This window comes from Streptomyces sp. BA2, assembly GCF_009769735.1.
Classification (GTDB): Bacteria; Actinomycetota; Actinomycetes; order Streptomycetales; family Streptomycetaceae; genus Streptomyces.
The window spans coordinates 6158350-6176617 of record NZ_WSRO01000002.1 but is presented as its reverse complement, the minus strand read 5'-3'; the positions used below and the strand labels follow the sequence as shown (position 1 = coordinate 6176617).

The window sequence follows — 18268 nt, the reverse complement described above, 5'->3', positions numbered from 1 at the left end:
CCAGAGGAGCCGGTCCCGACAATGGCACGAGCAATGGAAAGCACCGCGAACGCCAGCCTGACCGACCTCTGGGACCGGGTCTTCGGCACGCAGGCCGCCCCCGACGAGTGGCTGGTCATCGCCACCGGCCTCGTCGCGCTCGCCGTCGTCGTCCCGCACGGCGTCTGGCGCATAGCCCGCAACGCCATCACCATCGCGCACGAGGGCGGCCACGGCCTGATCGCCCTGCTGACCGGCCGCCGCCTCGACGGCATCCGGCTGCACTCCGACACCAGCGGCCTCACCGTCTCCCGCGGCAAGCCCACCGGCCTCGGCATGATCCTGACCGCGGCATCGGGCTACACCGCACCGCCCCTGCTCGGCCTCGGCGGCGCCGCGCTCCTCGCCGCCGGTCACATCACGGCGTTCCTGTGGATCGCGACGGCGCTGCTCCTCGTGATGCTGGTCATGATCCGCAACGCGTACGGCGCCCTCACGATGATCGTCACCGGCGGGACCTTCCTGCTCGTCTCCTGGCTGACCAGCTCGCAGGTGCAGGCGGCCTTCGCGTACGCGGTGGTGTGGTTCCTGCTCCTGGGAGGCGTACGTCCCGCCTTCGAGCTGCAGTCCAAGCGCAGGCGCGGGGGCGCGGGCGACTCGGACGCGGACCAGCTGTCCCGGCTCACTCACGTGCCCGCGGGGATGTGGCTCTTCCTCTTCCACGCCGTCTCACTGTGCTCGCTGATAGGCGGCGGACGCTGGTTGCTCGGCCTCTGAGCAGCGACGACCCCTCAGCTCTCTGCCACTAAAGTGGGGGCATGACCGCAAACCCAGCGCACAGCACCCTCTGGCCAGCCCCGCACGCGAGCGGAGCCGTCGCCGCGACGGTCCATGTGCCCGGGTCCAAATCGGTCACCAACCGCGGCCTCGTCCTCGCCGCCCTCGCCGCCGAGCCCGGCTGGCTGCGCCGGCCGCTGCGCTCCCGCGACACCCTCCTGATGGCGGGCGCCCTGCGCGCGCTCGGCGTCGGCATCGAGGAAGGCGTGGGCCCGGACGGTTCCGGTGAGGCCTGGCGTGTCATCCCCTCCGGTCTGCACGGCCCCGCCACGGTCGACGTGGGCAACGCGGGCACGGTCATGCGCTTCCTGCCCCCGGTCGCCGCCCTCGCCGACGGCGCGATCCGCTTCGACGGCGACCCCCGTTCGTACGAGCGGCCGCTGAACGGCGTGATCGACGCCCTGCGCGCGCTCGGTGCCCGCATCGATGACGACAGCCGTGGCGCGCTGCCGCTGACCGTGCACGGCGCGGGCGCCCTGGACGGCGGCCCGGTCGAGATCGACGCCTCCTCGTCCTCCCAGTTCGTGAGCGCCCTGCTGCTCTCGGGCCCGCGCTTCAACCAGGGTGTCGAGGTACGGCACACCGGCTCCGCCCTGCCCTCCATGCCGCACATCCGGATGACCGTCGACATGCTCCGCGCGGTCGGCGCCCAGGTGGACACCCCGGAGTCGGGCGGCGAGCCGAACGTGTGGCGGGTCACCCCCGGTGCCCTGCTCGGCCGCGATCTGACCGTCGAGCCCGACCTCTCGAACGCCCAGCCGTTCCTGGCGGCGGCCCTGGTCACCGGCGGCCGCGTGACCATCCCCGACTGGCCCGCGCACACCACGCAGCCCGGCGACAAGCTGCGGGAGATCTTCACCGAGATGGGCGGTTCCTGCGAACTGACCGAGCAGGGGCTCGTGTTCACCGGCTCCGGGTCGATCCACGGCATCGACGTGGACCTGAGCGAGGTCGGCGAGCTCACCCCCGGCATCGCGGCCGTCGCGGCCCTCGCCGACTCCCCCTCGACCCTGCGGGGCGTCGCTCACCTGCGGCTGCACGAGACGGACCGCCTGGCGGCCCTCACCAAGGAGATCAACGAACTCGGCGGCGACGTCACCGAGACCGCCGACGGCCTGCACATCCGTCCGCACCGCCTGCACGGCGGGATCTTCCACACGTACGACGACCACCGCATGGCCACCGCGGGCGCCATCATCGGCCTGGCGGTGGAGGGCGTACAGATCGAGAATGTCGCGACGACGGCGAAGACGCTGCCCGACTTCCCCGACCTCTGGACCGGAATGCTCGGGAACTGACGGGCGGATCCAGAACATGCGCCGCTACGGAAAGAACCCCGACGAGGACGACATCCGCGTCCGCCCCAACCGCAAGGGCAACCGCCCGCGCACGCACATCAGGCCCAAGCACGAGGACGCGTCCGACGGCATGGTCCTCACCGTCGACCGGGGCCGCCTGACGGTCCTGGTCGACGACCGGATCGTCCTGGCCATGAAGGCCCGCGAACTGGGCCGCAAGGCCGCCGTGGTGGGCGACCGCGTCTCGCTCGTCGGTGATCTCTCCGGCAAGAAGGACACCCTCGCGCGCATCGTGCGCATCTCGCCGCGTACGTCCGTCCTGCGGCGCACGGCAGACGACGACGACCCGTACGAGCGCGTGGTCGTCGCCAACGCCGACCAGCTGGCCATCGTCACCGCCCTCGCCGATCCGGAGCCGCGCACGCGCCTGATCGACCGCTGCATCGTGGCGGCGTACGACGGCGGCCTCACGCCGCTCCTCGTCCTGACCAAGTCCGACCTGGCGTCCGCCGACAAGATCCTGGAGACCTACTCCACCCTCGACATGCCCTATGTGGTCACCAGCCGCGAGGAGTTCACCGACGAGACGGACCTCGCCCGGGTGCGCGAGGTGCTCGACGGCAAGGTCACCGCGTTCGTCGGCCACTCCGGTGTGGGCAAGACGACGCTGGTGAACGCCCTGGTCCCCGAGGAGCTCCGGCGCAGCACCGGGCACGTCAACGCCGTCACGGGCCGCGGCCGCCACACCACCACGTCGGCGCTCGCGCTCCCGCTCGCGGGTTCGCCCGGCGGGTGGGTGGTCGACACGCCCGGCGTGCGGTCCTTCGGCCTGCACCACGTCGACCCGTCCCGCGTGATCCTCGCCTTCCCGGACCTGGTGCCGGGGACGGAGGACTGTCCGCGCGCGTGCGGCCACGACGAGCCGGACTGCGCGCTCGACGCGTGGGTGGAGGAGGGGCACGCGGATCCGGCGCGTCTCTACTCCCTGCGCAGGCTCCTGGCGACCCGTGAGCGACGCGAGGACGACTGACCTCGCCGTTGTTTGCGCCCCGGGCACAGTGGCAAAGGCATAATCGCACCAGGCCTGATCCAGGCCAGGCGAAGCGGTCACCGAACGTACGGTTGCGGGAGGCAGATACATGGCGTGGCTGCTGGTCATCGTCGCGGGGTTCCTGGAGACCGGTTTCGCGGTCTGCCTCAAGCTCTCGCACGGCTTCACCCGACTCTGGCCGACGATCACCTTCGCGGCCTTCGCCCTGGGCAGCTTCGGTCTCCTCACGCTCGCGCTGCGGAAGCTCGACGTGGGGCCCGCGTACGCGGTCTGGACGGGCATCGGCGCCGCGGGCACCGCGATCTACGGAATGATCTTCCTCGGTGACGTGGTCTCCACCCTCAAGCTCGTGTCGATCTCGCTGGTGATCGTCGGCGTCATCGGCCTGCAGCTCTCCGGCTCCGCCCACTGACCTGATCCGACCTGCTCGCGGGGGTCCTCAGGCGCCGGTCCAGTGCCCGAGAACCCCACGCACCAGCTCCACGGGATCCACGTCTGTGGGCGAGGGCGCGACGACGTACGACAAGGCCATCCGCACGGCGCTCTCGCAGGCCATGGCCAGCTCTTCCGTGTCCTTCGGCCGCGCCCTGCCGTCCAGCGCGTTCACCGCCTTGTCCCGGACGAGGGCGAGCAGTTCGGCGGGCGAGGGGACGCCCGCGTCCGCGCGCCGCTGTGCCGGTACGGGCGAGGCGGAGACCCCGGGCCTGCTCGGCGCGGGCAGGCGTTCGCTCCAGCAGCCGGTGAGCATGGCCCGCGTGAGTTCGTTCGCGCGGGCGGCGGCGATCGTCCAGGCGCCCACGGCGGCGAGCCGGTCCACCGGGCCGCCCTCCGTGGCCAACGCCCGCTCCACGCCGTGCAGATAGGCGTCGGTCTCGCGCCGGAGCAGGGCGCGGGCGAGGCCGTCCTTGCTGCCGAACTCGTTGTAGAGGGTCTGCCGTGACACCCCGGCGGTGGCCGCGACATCGACCATGCGGACGCCGGGCCACGGTCGGCGGGCGAGCGCCGTTTTAGCCGCGTCCAGTAAGGATTCCCGTGCCGCAGGCATCGTCGCCTCCCGGGGCCGAAGCGGCTCTGCGGTCAGAGTTGACGCGCTCGGGAGCGGTGTCAATAGGCCCGGCGCGACCTGGCACGGTATGCGTCATGTCCCGGAATGGCCCGGACATACGGCGCTGTGGCTCAGGCACAACGAGATCGATACTGTTCACTCATGCCCGACTACCACGATGATCTGCGTCTTGCCCACGTCCTCGCGGACGCCGCCGACGCCGCGACGATGGACCGGTTCAAGGCTCTCGACCTCAAGGTGGAGACCAAGCCGGACATGACGCCGGTGAGCGAGGCGGACAAAACGGCCGAGGAGCTGATCCGCTCGAACCTGAAGCGGGGCCGGCCGCGCGACGCGATCCTCGGCGAGGAGTACGGAGTCGAGGGCACGGGCCCCCGCCGCTGGGTGATCGACCCGATCGACGGCACCAAGAACTACGTACGCGGGGTGCCGGTCTGGGCCACGCTGATCTCCCTGATGGAGGCGGGCGAGGGCGGCTTCCAGCCGGTGGTGGGTGTCGTTTCGGCGCCCGCGCTCGGCAGGCGCTGGTGGGCCGCGAAGGGCGCGGGTGCCTACACCGGGCGCAGCCTGACCTCCGCGACCAGGCTCCACGCCTCCAAGGTCTCGCGGCTCCAGGACGCCTCCTTCGCGTACTCCTCGCTCACGGGCTGGGAGGAGCAGGGCCGCCTCGACGGGTTCATGGACCTCACGCGCGCGGTCTGGCGCACCCGGGGCTACGGCGACTTCTGGCCGTACATGATGGTCGCCGAGGGCTCGGTCGACATCTGCGCGGAGCCCGAGCTCTCGCTCTGGGACATGGCGGCGACCGCGATCATCGTGACCGAGGCGGGTGGCACCTTCACCGGCCTCGACGGCATTCCGGGCCCGCACAGCGGCAACGCCGCGGCGTCGAACGGACTGCTCCACGACGAGCTGCTCGGCTACCTCAACCAGCGCTACTGAGGCGTACGCCCCTCGGGCGCACGCCCTGACCGGCAGCACGCGCCCCCTTGTTGACGACCCGCATGGCTGCGACTCTGAGAGTCCCCCCACTTGTGAACTTGTGAATCGCTTCTCTTGCGGTCCACTCAGGAGGTGGCTCAAGCCCATGCTCGTCCGCGACGCCATGAGCACGGTGGTCCTCACCATCGGTCCCGCCCACACACTGCGCCAGGCCGCCCGTCTGATGTCGACGCGCTGCGTCGGCGCGGCCGTCGTCCTCGACTCCGACAACTCCGGTCTGGGAATCCTGACCGAGCGCGACGTCCTCATCTCGCTGGGACTCGGCCAGAATCCCGACACCGAGACCGCAGGCACCCACACCACGACCGATGTCGTCTTCGCCGCCCCGTCATGGACCCTGGAGGAGGCGGCCGACGCCATGGCGCACGGCGGCTTCCGGCACCTGATCGTGATGGACGGGAACGAACCGACCGGCATCGTCTCGGTCCGCGACATCATCCGCTGCTGGGCCCCGAGCAGGCGCCCCGCGCGCACGCTCACGGCCTGAGCACTCCCCGCGACCCGTGAACGGCAGGCGGGCCGGACACCCGAAGGGATCCGGCCCGCCTGTTCTCCCTACGACAAACGGTCTCAGCCGCGCAGGGCCTGGACCGCGGCCTCAAGACGCTTGCCGAAGTCGCCGTCCGCCTGACGGAAGTTGTTGATCGCGCGCTCGGCGATGTCGTCGCGCGAGACACCCGCGATGTTGCCCGCGAGGTTCTCGATCAGCCGCGCCTTCTCGTCCTCGGACATCTTGCGGTAGAGGTTGCCCGCCTGCACGAAGTCGTTGTCCTCGGTGTGCGAGGGCGCCTCGTGGTTGCCCGTGCCACCACTGACCGGGGTGGTCACCCACAGCGGCCGGTCCGTCTGGAACGGGCCGCCGAAGGAGTTCGGCTCGTAGTTCTTCGCGCCCTTGTGGCGGCCGTCGTACAGCGCGCCGTCACGCGAGTTGGTGCGCGCCTCGGTGGCGTGCGGGCGGTTCACCGGCAGGTGGTCGGCGTTGATGCCGACGCGGTAGCGGTGGGCGTCGCCGTACGCGAAGAGGCGGCCCTGGAGCATCTTGTCCGGGGAGGGACCGATGCCGGGCACGAAGTGGGCGGGGCTGAAGATGGACTGCTCGACCTCGGCGAAGATGTTCTCCGGGTTGCGGTTGAGCTCCAGCTTGCCGATCTCGATCGGCGGGTAGTCCTCGTGCGGCCACACCTTGGTGAGGTCGAACGGGTTGAAGCGGTACGTCGCCGCTTCGGCCGCCGGCATGATCTGGACCTGCACGGTCCAGGACGGGAAGTCGCCGCGCTCGATGGCCTCGCGCAGGTCCCGCTGGTGGGAGTCGGGGTCCTCACCCGCGAGCTTCGCTGCGTCGGCCGCCGTCAGGTTCTTGATCCCCTGGTCGGTCTTGAAGTGGTACTTGACCCAGAAGACCTCGCCGGCCTCGTTGTTCCACTGGTACGTGTGCGAGCCGTACCCGTTCATGTGGCGCAGCGTCGCCGGGATGCCGCGGTCGCCGAAGAGCCAGGTGACCTGGTGGGTCGACTCGGGGCTCAGGCCCCAGAAGTCCCAGACGTTGTCGGCTTCCTGCGAGCCCGTGTACGGGTCGCGCTTCTGCGTGTGGATGAAGTCGGGGAACTTGATGGCGTCCTTGATGAAGAAGACGGGGGTGTTGTTCCCGACCAGGTCGTAGTTCCCCTCCTCCGTGTAGAACTTCAGCGCGAAGCCACGGGGGTCGCGCACGGCGTCGGCGGAGCCGAGGTTGCCCGCGACGGTGGAGAAGCGGAGGAAGGTCTCCGTCTGCTTGCCGACCTCGGAGAGGAACTTCGCACGCGTCCACTGCGAGACGTCGCGGGTCAGCGTGAAGGTGCCGTACGCACCGGCGCCACGCGCGTGGACGATGCGCTCCGGGATGCGCTCGCGGTTGAAGTGCGCGAGCTTCTCGAGCAGCGCCTGGTCCTGCACGAGCACCGGACCGCCGACACCAGCGGTCTCGCTGTTCTGGTTGTCGGCGACCGGCGCGCCGGCCTCCGTGGTGAGCGGTCCCTGCGTCACGTGCGCCTCCTGCGTCATTTCCTGCAAGTCCTGTCCTTGGGTTTCGCTGACCCCGATCCTACGATGGACTTTGTCTAAGTCAAGTAAACATCCAAAGTCACACCTCGTCGGGAGTTAGGCTCCTCGCCTGCTAGGCTGGTTCTCATGAGCGACCTGTTGGAACGACTGCGCGGCCGCGGCTGGCGCATGACCGCGCAGCGGCGCGTCGTGGCCGAGGTCCTCGACGGGGACCACGTACACCTGACCGCGGACGAGGTGCACGCCCGCGCCGTGGACAAGCTGCCCGAGATCTCCCGGGCGACCGTCTACAACACCCTGGGCGAGCTGGTCACCATCGGCGAGGTCCTCGAGGTCTCGACGGACCGCAGGGCCAAGCGGTACGACCCGAACGCCCACCGCCCCCACCAGCACCTGGTGTGCGCGAAGTGCGGCACGATCCGCGACGTCCACCCCACGGGCAACCCCCTGAGCAGCCTCCCCGACTCGGAACGCTTCGGCTTCACGATCGAGGGCGCGGACGTCACATACAGGGGCACGTGCCCCAGCTGCGCGGGGGCGTAGCACTCGCCTTTGTGGTTTGTGGGCAGGCGTTCCGCAAGGGCGGAACGGGTGGGCACAAACCACCCACGGTCAGCAGTCGGCAGCGAATCCCAGCCAGAGCAGACCTCTTCCGGAATCTGACGGTGCGTCATATGGTCGGCGGCGCCCAACATCCGCCTGCCCTCCGCAAGGAGACACCGTGGGAGATCCGCACCCCAAACTAGAAGCCCACGCAGTAACAAGAACGTTCGGCCGAGGCGCCAAGGCTGTATACGCGCTGGGCCCCGTGGACCTGGAGATCGCTCCAGGCGAATTCACCTGCATAGTCGGCCCCTCAGGCTGCGGAAAATCAACCCTGCTCCGCATAGCCGCAGGCTTACTGCGCCCCAGCAGGGGCGAGCTGACCATCCGCACAGCCGCGCAGCGACCCGCCGCGATGATCTTCCAGGACTACGGCATCTACGACTGGAAGACCGTCCAGGCCAACGTCCGCTTCGGCCTGGACATCCAGAAGGTCCCCCGCCGCGAGGCGAACGCCCGCGCCACGGACTGGCTGACCCGCCTAGGCCTCGCCGACTTCGCCGACGCCTACCCCGCCACCCTCTCCGGCGGCATGCGCCAACGCGTGGCCATCGCCCGCGCCCTGGCCGTGGAGCCCGAGATCCTCCTGATGGACGAGCCGTTCGCGGCCCTGGACGCCCAGCTCCGCACGATCCTCCAGGACGAACTCCTCGACCTCACCCAGACCACCCGCACCACCACCCTCTTCATCACCCACAGCCTCGAAGAGGCGATCGTCCTCGGCGACCGCGTCCTGGTCATGTCCGCCCGGCCGGGCCGCATCATCGCCGAACACCGCCCGCCGTTCCCGAGGCCCCGCACCGGAGACGTACGAGCGACCCCTGAATTCACCGCCCTCAAGGGCGAGTTGTGGGACCTGCTGCGCGGCGAGGTGGTCCGCGAGGACTCGCAGGACGAGGCGGCAGCGGCATGACGACGACCACCTCACCCAGAGCGCCCGAAGAACCCCAGGACGGCGTGCTCGTCCGCAAGCCCGGCCCCCAGGAACTGCACCCCGCCCGCACCCACCGCAGGCGCCGCACCCTGGAGACCGGCCTCGCCGTCGCCGTCCCCCTCGCCCTGATCCTCCTCTGGCAGCTGGCCGCCACCCAGGCCTGGATCGACGACCGCGTCTACCCCGCTCCCCAGACCATCCTCGAGGACGGCTGGGAGCGCGCGGCGGACGGCGACCTGTGGCCCGACGTCTGGGCCACGCTCAAGCGCGTGCTCGCCGGCTACGCGATCGGCACGGTCACCGGCTACGCGCTCGGCCTCCTCATGGGCTCGCTCTCCCTCGTGCGCGCGGCGCTCGAACCGCTCCTGGACGCGCTGTACGTCGTACCGAAGCTGGCCCTGCTGCCCGTCTTCCTGAACATGTTCGGCCTCGGGGAGGGCCCGCAGATCGCGCTCGTGGCGGCCACCGTCTTCTTCTTCGTCTGGATCTCGACGATGGCGGCGGTGCTCGCCGTGCCCTCAGGGCATCGCGACGCCGGCCAGGTCTTCGGCGCCTCGCCGTGGCAGATGTTCCGCCACGTCCTGCTGCCCGCCTCGCTGCCCGCCGTGCTCGTGGGCGCGCGGATCGCGGCGGGCGTCGCGGTCCTGGTGATCGTGGCGTCGGAGCAGATCGCGGCGTCGAACGGCCTCGGCCACCTGATCTTCGACTCCCGGGCGCTGTTCCAGAACGACGTGATGTTCGTCGGCATCGTCTGCGTGGCCGTGCTCGGCGTCGTCTTCTCCGAACTGGTGCGCATCGCGGGCCGGTTGCTCACCCCGTGGGCCCCGCGCGACCGCGGCAGAAGCCAGTCATGAACGTACGTACGAATGCGCTCGGAGGCCCCATGCATACCCGCACCCGCGTCTCGGCCCTCACGCTGCTCCTGGCGGGCTCGCTGCTCGCCTCCGCGGGCTGCGCGAAGGAGGACGACACCACGGACTCGGCGGCGCCCGCGAAGCCCCGCACCATCAAGGCGGTCCCCGGCTGCGGCAAGGGCAGCTGGACGGACCCGTCCGACCTCGCCAAGGACCGCGCGCCCGCCCGCTGCGACAAGGGCGCCCCGGCCCCGCGCCCCCTGCCCAAGGAGCGCAGCCTCACCATCGCGACCGGCACACTCAGCGCCGAGTACGTCGCCCCCCTCCAAATGGCCGTGCAGAAGGGCGAGTTCAAGAAGGAAGGCCTGAACGTCCACCTCAAGGTGCTCCCCACCCCCGACGCCCTCCCGCTCCTCGCCAAGGGAGACATCGACGCCCAGTGGGCCGCCCCGGAGGCCGCCGTCATGAACGGCATCACGGGCGGCTTCACCATCAAGTGGGCTGCCGGGAACTTCTCCCCCGACCCGAAGTCCAAGAGCGGCCTGTGGGTGAAGCTGAAGAAGGGCGAGAGCGCGGACCACGTCCCTATGGCGGGCCGCAAGCTCGGCACCATGATCGGCAAGGGCTCGGTCATCGCGTACCCCATGGGCAAGGCCCTGAAGAAGCACGGCGGCGGCCTCGACAAGATCCAGTTCCAGCAGCTGGGTTCGGCGGACGTCCTGACGGCACTCCAGAACGGCGGCACCGACTCCGCCTGGCTCCTCGACCCGGTCTGGCGCAAGGTCGACGGCGACAAGCAGTACGCCTTCCTCGGCGGCCAGCCGCGGGGCGAGCCGCTCGGCGGCCTCCTGTTCGGCCCCAACCTCCTGACCAAGGACCCGGACGCGGGCGTCGCGCTGCTGCGCGCGTACATCAGGACCGTGAACACGTACTTCGCCGGTGACTACAAGGCGGACAAGGCCTTCGTGGCCGAGCTCGCGAAGCTCCTGAAGACCGACGAGGCGGTCCTGAGGTCGACTCCGTCACTGCGCATGGACTGGGAGATCCGGGCCGGCACGACGGACCGGCTCCAGGCGGCGTACGAGGCTGCGGGCGTCGCCGAGGGCGACAAGGTCCCGGAGAAGAAGGCGGTGGACCGCAGGCTGTACGAGGAGGCCGTGGGCCACAAGCGGTAGCGGTCCGGTTACGCACCAAACGGGGCCCGTTACGCACCAAGGGCCGGAAAGCTTCGAAAAGCTTTCCGGCCCTTGGCCTTTAGTAGCGGGGACAGGATTTGAACCTGCGACCTCTGGGTTATGAGCCCAGCGAGCTACCGAGCTGCTCCACCCCGCGCCGTTGTGTTGTAACCGTACGTCAAGCGCGACGACCAGCGCAAATCCGTTCCGCGCACCGGCTGTGGGCAGCCGCAGGAGCTACGCGGTCAGCTCCTGCTGAAGCGCCTCGCGCAAGCGAGCCGCCCGCTCGGAAACCTCGGCAGGCCCAAGCTCGACCGCACGGGAAGCCCACCGCTGCCCCTCGACCAGCTGCCCGCGCCGAGCGTAAAGCAGCGCAAGCCGCAGCGCGGCCCGCCCGTGCCCCGCGTCAGCGGCCCGCGTCCACCACAGCGCGGCCTCGGGCTCACTGCCCTCGCGGGCAAGCAGCAGCCCCAGGTTGAACGCGCCGTTCCGGCTGCCCGCGTCCGCCGCGAGGCGGTACCACCGCGCCGCCTCGACGACGTCACCGCGCCCCGCGGCCAGCATCCCGACCCGCACCTGCGCCCGCCGGTGCCCCTGCTGTGCCGCCCGCTCGTACCACTCCTCGCACTCGGTCTTCTCCGCGGCGGGCTCCCCGAGGGCGGGCGGGCCCGCGGCGGACCGCCGCGCGTCGAGCACGGTGCCGAGCCGGTACGCCGCCTCCGCGCTGCCGCCACCGGCAGCGCACCGCAGATGCCGCTCGGCGTCCTGCTCGTCGCCTTCCCGCAGCCGCGCGGTGCCGACCTGGAGCGCGGCCTCGGTGTGCCCGGCGGCCGCCGCACGCTCGTACCAGGGCAGGGCGGAGCCCTCGTCGTCACGGGACGCGTACAGAATCCCGAGGTTGAAGGCCGCGTCCACGCTGCCCGCCTCCGCGGCCTTGGAGAACCACGGCTCGGCGCCGGCCGCGTCGCCGCCCTGGAGCAGCAGCACGGCGAGCGCGTTGGCGGCCTCGCGGTGACCGGCGTACGCGGCGCGCCTGTACCACTGGTCGGCCTGCGCGGTCCGCCCCTGCTCGGCGCAGAGCAGACCGAGGTTGTACGCGCCGTTCACGTCGCCCGCGTCCATGGCCGCCCTGTACCACCGCTCGGCGGTCTGGGTCTCGCCCCGCTCGGCATGCAGCGCGCCCAGGGCGTTCGCGGCGTTCCCGTCGCCGTCCTGGGCCGCTTTCAGCCACCAGACGGCGGCGCTCTCCTCGTCGCCCGCGTCACGCAGCAGGAAGCCGAGGGCGCAGGCGGCACGCGCCTCCCCGTCCTTCGCGGAGTTCAGGTACCAGCGCCCCGCCTCCTTCAGCTCGCCGCGCTGCTCCAGGATCGCGCCGAGGTGCAGCGCGGCCCGCCGGTGACCGCGCGCGGCGGCCTGGCGGTACCACTGCTCGGCCTCGGCGGCAGCGGAACGTCCGCCTCCGTCGTCGGTGCGCTCGGCTGTGGCGCGCCGGTCGAGGGCGCGGGCGATCCGGTACGCGGCCTCGCGGTGACCGCGCTCGGCCGATGCCCGCATCCAGCGCTCGGCGCCGACGTCTCCGCGGTGCTCCAGAAGATCGGCGAGGGCGTAGGCACCCAGGGCGTGGCCCTGCTCGGCGGACTGCCGCAGCCAGTACTCCGCAGCGGGCTCGTCGCCGCGCTCGCGGTGGTGCCGTCCGAGCGCGTGAGCGGCCGCGGCGGAACCGGCGACGGCGGCGACCCGCCACCAGCCGGCCGCCTCGTCGGCGTATCCGCGCTGGTGGAGGAGGACTCCGAGGTTGTTGGCAGCGGCACGGTCGCCCTCGGCGGTCGCAGCGCGCAGTAAAGATTCGGCCCCGTCGAGATCACCGCGGCGCAGCAGAAGGCTTCCGAGGACGCTCATCGCGTCGACGTCTCCGGCCTCGGCGGCCAGCCGATGGCGCATCTCGTCGGCGGCCGCCCCGGGATCCTCCCGGTCGGCCGGCTGCACAAACCGCCCTGTCTCCAACAGAGTTGCCTTGTCCCCCATAACGTCCATCGTCGCACCACCTGCAACCTGGGTACACCTGGTATACCGCAGCCAGTGAGGTCACTTCAGCGTTTTGTCGACATGCCCACAGAGAGATAAGTGAAACACAGTTTTCCCAACTCCCCCCGGGCGGAGCACGGTTCGCACAGACCAGCGCACGACGCCACGGACCCCGGGCACACACGACGAAGGCCCGGATCCGATAAGGATCCGGGCCTTCATCTTCTAGTAGCGGGGACAGGATTTGAACCTGCGACCTCTGGGTTATGAGCCCAGCGAGCTACCGAGCTGCTCCACCCCGCGCCGTTGTGTTCAAACCGTACCACGGCGCGGAGGGGGTGTTTCGCAGCTGGTCAGCCGCCGTTCTTGTCGCCGTCCTTGTCGCCGTTCTTATCCGCGTTCTTGTCGTCCTTCTTGTCCGCCGCGGCCTGGGCGTCCTCGGCTCGCTGCAGGGCGTCCTCGAGCTTCTCCTGCGCTTCGCCGTAGGCCTTCCAGTCGCCGTCCTTCAGGGCCGTCTGCCCGTCCTCGAACGCCTTCTGGGCGTCGTCGAGGGCAGCCTGCACCGTCGGGTCGTTCGTCTTGGGCGGATCGGTCGGATCGGCCGGCTCGTCCGGGTCCTCGGCCGGTGGCTTGGTGGTCCCCTCGGCGCCGAAGACCTGGTTGAGGCCGTCGCTCAGGGAGTCCGCGAACGCGGTCTCCGTGCCGTAGGACACCGCCACCTTCTTCAGGAGCGGATACGCCGATTTACGTCCCTGTACGTACACGGGCTCGACGTAGAGGAACCCGTCGTCCAGTGGCACGGTCAGCAGATTTCCGTAGAGGACGTCGGAGTCGGCGCCCTTCATGTCCCGGACGAAGTTACCGACCTCGGTCATCGAGTTCAGCTTGTTCTGGACCTGTTCCGGGCCGTCCACGTCGCCCGTGACTCTCAGCAGCTTCATCGTGCCGAAGTTCTTGCTTCTGGCGTCGGCGTCGACCGTCATGAAGGCGCGTAGGTTCGGGCGCCCGCTGGGGGTGAACGTCGTCGTCAGCGAGAACTGCTGCTGCGTCTGTCCCGGCGACTTCATGGACAGGTAGTACGGCGGGACCGCGCTGTTGTCCTTCTTCGTCGGGTCGTTCGGCACCTGCCAGGCGTCACTCGCGTTGTAGAACTGGCCGGGATCCGTGACGTGGTAGAGCGTCAGGAGCTCGCGCTGCACCTTGAACATGTCCTGGGGGTAGCGCAGGTGGTCCATCAGGGTCTTGGGGATCTCGCCCTTGTCCTTGACGGTGTCCGGGAACGCCTTCTTCCAGGTCTTCAGGACCGGGTCCTTCTCGTCCCAGGTGTAGAGCTTGACCTCTCCGGTGTACGCGTCGACGGTCGCCTTCACCGAGTTGCGGATGTAGTTGACCCGGTTCTGCTGGGCCACCACCGCGCGCGCGTCGTCGGACTCGGACAGCGAGTCGGCCGTGGTGTCGCCGAGCGTGGTCCGCGAGGCGTACGGATAGCCGTTGCTGGTCGTGTAGGCGTCGACGACCCACTGGATCTTGCCGTCGACCACCGTCGGGTACGTGTCGCCGTCGATGGTCAGCCAGGGAGCCACCGACTCGACGCGCTCCTTGGGGGTGCGGTTGTAGAGGATCCGCGACCCCTCGCCGATGGCGCCCGAGTACAGCATCTGGGGTTCGCCGAAGGACACCGCGTACGCGGCGCGGTTGATCGGGTTGGAGAGGTTGACCCCGCTGTCGCCCTTGTAGCTGTAGGTCTTCTGGCCTCCGCCGTCCTCTTCGTAGTCGAGCTCCTTCTGGGGCCCGCCCACGATCGAGTACTGGGTGGTCTTCTCGCCGTAGTAGATCCGCTGCTCGTACTCGCCGAGGTTGCCGGTGGTCGGCAGGCCGTAGTTCGTGAAGTCCGGAGCGCCCTTGGAGCCCTTCTTCGTCTCCGTGCCCTTGGCCGTGACCATGCCGTAGCCGTGGGTGTAGGCGAAGTGGTCGTTGATCCAGTTGCGCTTGTCGAGCTTGTCGAGGCTCAGCTCACGCAGACCGACGACGGTGTCCTGGCCGTTGTAGCGGTCCACGTCCAGGGTCCTCGGGAAGCGGTAGTACTCGCGCTCCTGCTCCAACTGCTGGAACGTCGGCGAGACGATGTTCGGGTCGTTCAGCCGGTAGTTGGCGGCCGAGTCCGCGTCGTCGCGCTTCTTCTTGGGATCCTCGTCGGCCTTGCCCGCGCCCTTGTAGTCCTCGGGCTTCACGCCGCTGATGCCGTACGCGTTGCGCGTCGCCTCGATGTTCTTCTCGATGTACGGCGCTTCCTTGGCCTGCTCGTTCGGCTGGACCTGGAACTTCTGCACGATGGCCGGGTACAGGCCGCCGATGAGGATGGCGGAGAGGACCATCAGGCCGAAGCCGATGACCGGCAGCTGCCAGGTGCGCCGCCACAGCGTCCCGAAGAAGAGCAGGGCGCAGATGACGGCGATGCAGAACAGGATGGTCTTCGCCGGCAGATACGCGTTCGCGTCCACGTAGCGAAGGCCCGTCCAGTCGCCCGTCGCCTTGAAGTCACTGGACTTCACCGCGAGGCCGTACCGGTCGAGCCAGTACGCCACTGCCTTGAGCGTCACGAAGACGCCGAGCAGCACCGACAGGTGCCCGGTGGACGCCGCCGTGGCGCGCGCGCCGGGGCTGGTGATCCGCAGCCCGCCGTACAGGTAGTGCGTGAGGGCGGCGGCGATCAGGGAGAGCACCGTCGCCGCGAAGCCGAAGCCCAGCAGGAAGCGGTACCAGGGCAGGTCGAACGCGAAGAACGACACGTCCAGGTGGAACTGCGGGTCCTTCTGATTGAAGGAGACGCCGTTCACCCACAGGAGCCATGTGCGCCACTGGCCGGCGGCCGACGCGCCCGCGATCAGGCCGACGAGCGTGGCGATGCCGAGCAGCAGCCACTTCTTGTACGGCGCGATGCTCATGCGGTACCGGTCGAGGCTCTGCTGCTCCATCGACATGGCGCTCAGTGGCGGGCGCAGCCGGTGCGCCAGCCAGATGTTCAGTCCGACCGCGGCCGCCATCAGGAGGCCGAAGACGGAGAACAGGCCGATCTTGGTCCACAGGGTCGTCGTGAAGACCGACGAATAGTTGACCGAGCGGTACCAGAGCCAGTCCGTCCAGAACCCCGCGAACATGACGAACACCATGGCGAGTACAGCCAGGATGCCCAGTGTCATGAGCAGGGTCCGGACGCGACGGGACGGTCGGCCCACTCTGATCCGTGGCCCCGTCGGGCCTCCGCCGCGGTCCGGCATCTGGAAAGCCAAGGTGCGCACCTCGAAGTTCGATGTTGATTCTGTTGATCCGTCAGGGCCCTGTGATCGTGGACCCACACCTATGCAACTTACCTACGCTTTACTCGGTTCCCGTTTCTCGGGACTAACGAGGCAGGATTGTGACCATGTCCAACACTCCCATGGCAGCGAGCCCCCTCACCCGTGCCGTACTCGAGATCGATGAGTACGCGTCCGGCATCGGCTGGGACCGGCCCGCACGCCTCTTCGCGCTCGTCGACACGGCGCGACTGCGCTCCCAAGAACCCGGCCTTGCCAACCAGCTCGGCCTCGACAACTCCCCCGAGGAAACCGGCCTCACCCCCATCGAGCAGGAGGAGATCCCGGAGGGCAAGCCGCTGGACGAGTTCCTCGGCACCATCGCCTGGCCGGACGCCGTGGTGGGCTGCGCCCTCACGGTGGAGCGCCTGATGCTGCCGCCGTCGGCCGAGACGTCCGTCCCCGACGGGCTCGGCGAGGCTCAGCTCGCGAAGTGGGTGGCCGAGCACCCGGACCGCCAGGAGGTCCGCATGACGGTGGCGGTGCTGCGTGACGGTGCGCGCGAATCGGCCCTGCGGCTGCGCGAGAAGGACTCGCCCACCGAGGTCCTCACGGGCTCGGACCTGGTTCCGGGGCTCGCGGACGCGCTGGCGGCCACGTTCGCCGACTGACACCACGCTGTTCTCGTACGCGGGTGGGGCCGGCCCCACCCGCGTACTTCTGTCTCCGTGGTCCGTGCCGCTACTTCTTCACCGTGCACTGCGGCAGGTCCGCGGTGTCGCCCTTGCGGATGTCGTCGAGTGCGTCGACCGCGTCGTCGATGGTGTCCACCTTGACCAGCGTGAGGCCGTCGGGGACGTCCTTGGCGGCCGTGGCGCAGTTGTCCTTCGGCGTCAGGAAGTACTCGGCGCCCTTGGCACGCGCGCCGACCGTCTTCATGCCGATGCCGCCGATCGGGCCGACCTTGCCCTTCGCGTCGATCGTGCCGGTGCCGGCCACGAATTTGCCGCCGGTGAGGTCGTCCGGGGTCAGCTTGTCGACGATGCCGAGCGCGAACATCAGTCCGGCGCTGGGGCCGCCGACATCGGCGAGCTTGATGTCGATCGTGAACGGGAACGTGTGATCGGTGCCCGCTTCGATGCCGACGATCGCACGGCCGTCCTGCGCCTTCTCCGTGGTGATCTTGACGTCGTCCGTCCGGGTCGGCTCCTTGCCCGCCTTCTCCGCGGCGGCCGCCTCCTTGACGGGGACGACACTGAAGACGACGTCCTGGCCCGGCTTGTGCTTGGTGACCAGCTTGGCGACGTCCGTCATCTCCTTCACGGGCGTGCCGTCGACCTTCCTGATGACGTCACCGGCGTGGAGCTTGCCCTCGGCGGGGCTGTTCTTGAAGACGGTGGAGACGACGACCTGGGACTCCACCGGGAGGTCCAGTTCCTTGAGCGCCGCGACCTTGGCGCTCTCCTGGGACTGGCTGAACTCCTCGGCGTTCTCCTGGGTCGACTGCTGCTCGGTCTTGCCGTTCGGGTAGAGGGTGTCGTGCGGCACCACGATGTTGTCGTGGGCCAGCCAGCCGTACACGGCCTCCGCGATGTTCATGTTGTAGTCGGCGCTCGTGACCCGGACCGTCGTCATGTTGAGGTGACCGGTCGTCGGATAGGTCTTGTGGCCGGAGATCTGCAGCACCGGCTCGCCGCCGTGGTCGCCGAGGGTGTTCACCGTGGGACCCGGGGACATCTCCGAGTACGGCACTTTGATGAGGACTCCGGCGCAGAGCAGCGCGATCAGCATCAGGGTGGAGGCGAGCATCGTCGCGGTGCGGCGTGGCATGGAACGACAGTACGGGACCTGTCTGTCAGTGCACCCCTGGGGCCAGTCCGTACGGGGCCCAGGGCCTCACGTGCCGGAGTGGGACTTCTCCATCGCCTCGCGGAAGGCCGCGTAGCCGTTCAGCTCGGTGTGGTCCCCGGTCTTGCCGGACTTGCGGTTGCGCGCCGCCAAGGCAGCCCACAGCCCCGCACCGACCGCTGCCGCAAACGGAATCAGCAACCAGGCAAGTGATGCCATGTCGACCTCCCGACCCCTTGAGCGACCGCAACTGACTGATC

The 18268-nt window shown here is 69.6% G+C and carries 17 protein-coding genes and 2 tRNA genes; 11 read left to right on the top strand and 8 right to left on the bottom strand.

Annotated elements, in window-relative coordinates; genetic code table 11:
• The first annotated feature begins 33 nt into the window (after window positions 1-33).
• From E5671_RS30710 to E5671_RS30695, 4 genes are all read left to right on the top strand, one after another.
• The gene (locus E5671_RS30710; protein WP_160507135.1) at window positions 34-756 is read left to right on the top strand and encodes a M50 family metallopeptidase; all 723 of its coding nucleotides are present in this window, start codon (window positions 34-36) and stop codon (window positions 754-756) included.
• Between the two features lie 41 nt (window positions 757-797).
• Window positions 798-2114, top strand: a complete 1317-nt coding sequence (gene aroA, locus E5671_RS30705) for a 3-phosphoshikimate 1-carboxyvinyltransferase (RefSeq protein WP_160507134.1) — start codon at window positions 798-800, stop codon at window positions 2112-2114.
• Window positions 2115-2130: 16 nt separating this feature from the next.
• Window positions 2131-3144 (top strand): ribosome small subunit-dependent GTPase A, encoded by a 1014-nt coding sequence (gene rsgA / locus E5671_RS30700; RefSeq protein ID WP_160507133.1) that lies wholly within the window; start codon window positions 2131-2133, stop codon window positions 3142-3144.
• Window positions 3145-3253: 109 nt separating this feature from the next.
• A complete protein-coding gene (locus E5671_RS30695) occupies window positions 3254-3577 on the top strand; it encodes a DMT family transporter (protein WP_160507132.1) in 324 nt (107 codons plus the stop codon).
• A gap of 27 nt (window positions 3578-3604) precedes the next feature.
• Here the strand turns inward: E5671_RS30695 and E5671_RS30690 are convergent, their stop codons facing one another.
• Entirely contained in the window at window positions 3605-4210 is a 606-nt protein-coding gene (locus E5671_RS30690; RefSeq protein ID WP_160507131.1) for a TetR/AcrR family transcriptional regulator, read from the bottom strand.
• 162 nt (window positions 4211-4372) lie between these two features.
• Here E5671_RS30690 and hisN point away from each other — a divergent pair, with 162 nt between their 5' ends.
• The gene (hisN, locus tag E5671_RS30685; protein ID WP_160507130.1) at window positions 4373-5173 is read left to right on the top strand and encodes a histidinol-phosphatase; all 801 of its coding nucleotides are present in this window, start codon (window positions 4373-4375) and stop codon (window positions 5171-5173) included.
• A 145-nt stretch (window positions 5174-5318) separates the two neighbouring features.
• Window positions 5319-5720: a CBS domain-containing protein gene (locus E5671_RS30680; RefSeq protein ID WP_160507129.1), complete on the top strand. Its 402-nt coding sequence runs from the start codon at window positions 5319-5321 to the stop codon at window positions 5718-5720.
• 83 nt (window positions 5721-5803) lie between these two features.
• Here the strand turns inward: E5671_RS30680 and E5671_RS30675 are convergent, their stop codons facing one another.
• Window positions 5804-7273, bottom strand: coding sequence for a catalase (locus tag E5671_RS30675; RefSeq protein ID WP_160510509.1), 1470 nt, complete (start codon window positions 7271-7273; stop codon window positions 5804-5806).
• A 126-nt stretch (window positions 7274-7399) separates the two neighbouring features.
• Between E5671_RS30675 and E5671_RS30670 the strand changes: the two genes are divergently transcribed.
• From E5671_RS30670 to E5671_RS30655, 4 genes are all read left to right on the top strand, one after another.
• A complete protein-coding gene (locus E5671_RS30670) occupies window positions 7400-7816 on the top strand; it encodes a Fur family transcriptional regulator (RefSeq protein WP_160507128.1) in 417 nt (138 codons plus the stop codon).
• A 178-nt stretch (window positions 7817-7994) separates the two neighbouring features.
• Window positions 7995-8789: an ATP-binding cassette domain-containing protein gene (locus E5671_RS30665; RefSeq protein WP_160507127.1), complete on the top strand. Its 795-nt coding sequence runs from the start codon at window positions 7995-7997 to the stop codon at window positions 8787-8789.
• Complete coding sequence (locus E5671_RS30660) at window positions 8786-9664, top strand: ABC transporter permease (RefSeq protein ID WP_160507126.1); 879 nt, start codon at window positions 8786-8788, stop codon at window positions 9662-9664. The genes E5671_RS30665 and E5671_RS30660 overlap by 4 nt, the downstream gene beginning before the upstream one ends.
• A 29-nt stretch (window positions 9665-9693) precedes the next feature.
• The gene (locus E5671_RS30655; protein WP_160507125.1) at window positions 9694-10839 is read left to right on the top strand and encodes an ABC transporter substrate-binding protein; all 1146 of its coding nucleotides are present in this window, start codon (window positions 9694-9696) and stop codon (window positions 10837-10839) included.
• Between the two features lie 83 nt (window positions 10840-10922).
• Here the strand turns inward: E5671_RS30655 and E5671_RS30650 are convergent.
• The 4 genes from E5671_RS30650 to E5671_RS30635 form a co-directional block, all read right to left on the bottom strand.
• Window positions 10923-10996: transfer RNA gene (locus tag E5671_RS30650), tRNA-Met, on the bottom strand.
• A gap of 80 nt (window positions 10997-11076) precedes the next feature.
• A complete protein-coding gene (locus E5671_RS30645; RefSeq protein WP_160507124.1) occupies window positions 11077-12873 on the bottom strand; it encodes a tetratricopeptide repeat protein in 1797 nt (598 codons plus the stop codon).
• 220 nt (window positions 12874-13093) lie between these two features.
• A tRNA-Met gene (locus E5671_RS30640) sits at window positions 13094-13167 on the bottom strand.
• A 50-nt stretch (window positions 13168-13217) separates the two neighbouring features.
• Window positions 13218-16142, bottom strand: a complete 2925-nt coding sequence (locus E5671_RS30635) for a UPF0182 family membrane protein (protein ID WP_160510508.1) — start codon at window positions 16140-16142, stop codon at window positions 13218-13220.
• Between the two features lie 146 nt (window positions 16143-16288).
• On the opposite strand from E5671_RS30635, the gene E5671_RS30630 reads away from it, so the two are divergent.
• On the top strand, window positions 16289-16831 hold the full coding sequence (locus tag E5671_RS30630; protein WP_160507123.1) for a PPA1309 family protein: 543 nt from the start codon (window positions 16289-16291) through the stop codon (window positions 16829-16831).
• Between the two features lie 70 nt (window positions 16832-16901).
• Here the strand turns inward: E5671_RS30630 and E5671_RS30625 are convergent, their stop codons facing one another.
• Window positions 16902-17990 carry a YlbL family protein gene (locus E5671_RS30625; RefSeq protein ID WP_160507122.1) on the bottom strand — a complete coding sequence of 363 codons (1089 nt, stop codon included), beginning with the start codon at window positions 17988-17990 and terminating at the stop codon, window positions 16902-16904.
• 66 nt (window positions 17991-18056) lie between these two features.
• Window positions 18057-18227, bottom strand: coding sequence for a hypothetical protein (locus E5671_RS45520; RefSeq protein ID WP_202121319.1), 171 nt, complete (start codon window positions 18225-18227; stop codon window positions 18057-18059).
• Window positions 18228-18268: the final 41 nt, after the last annotated feature.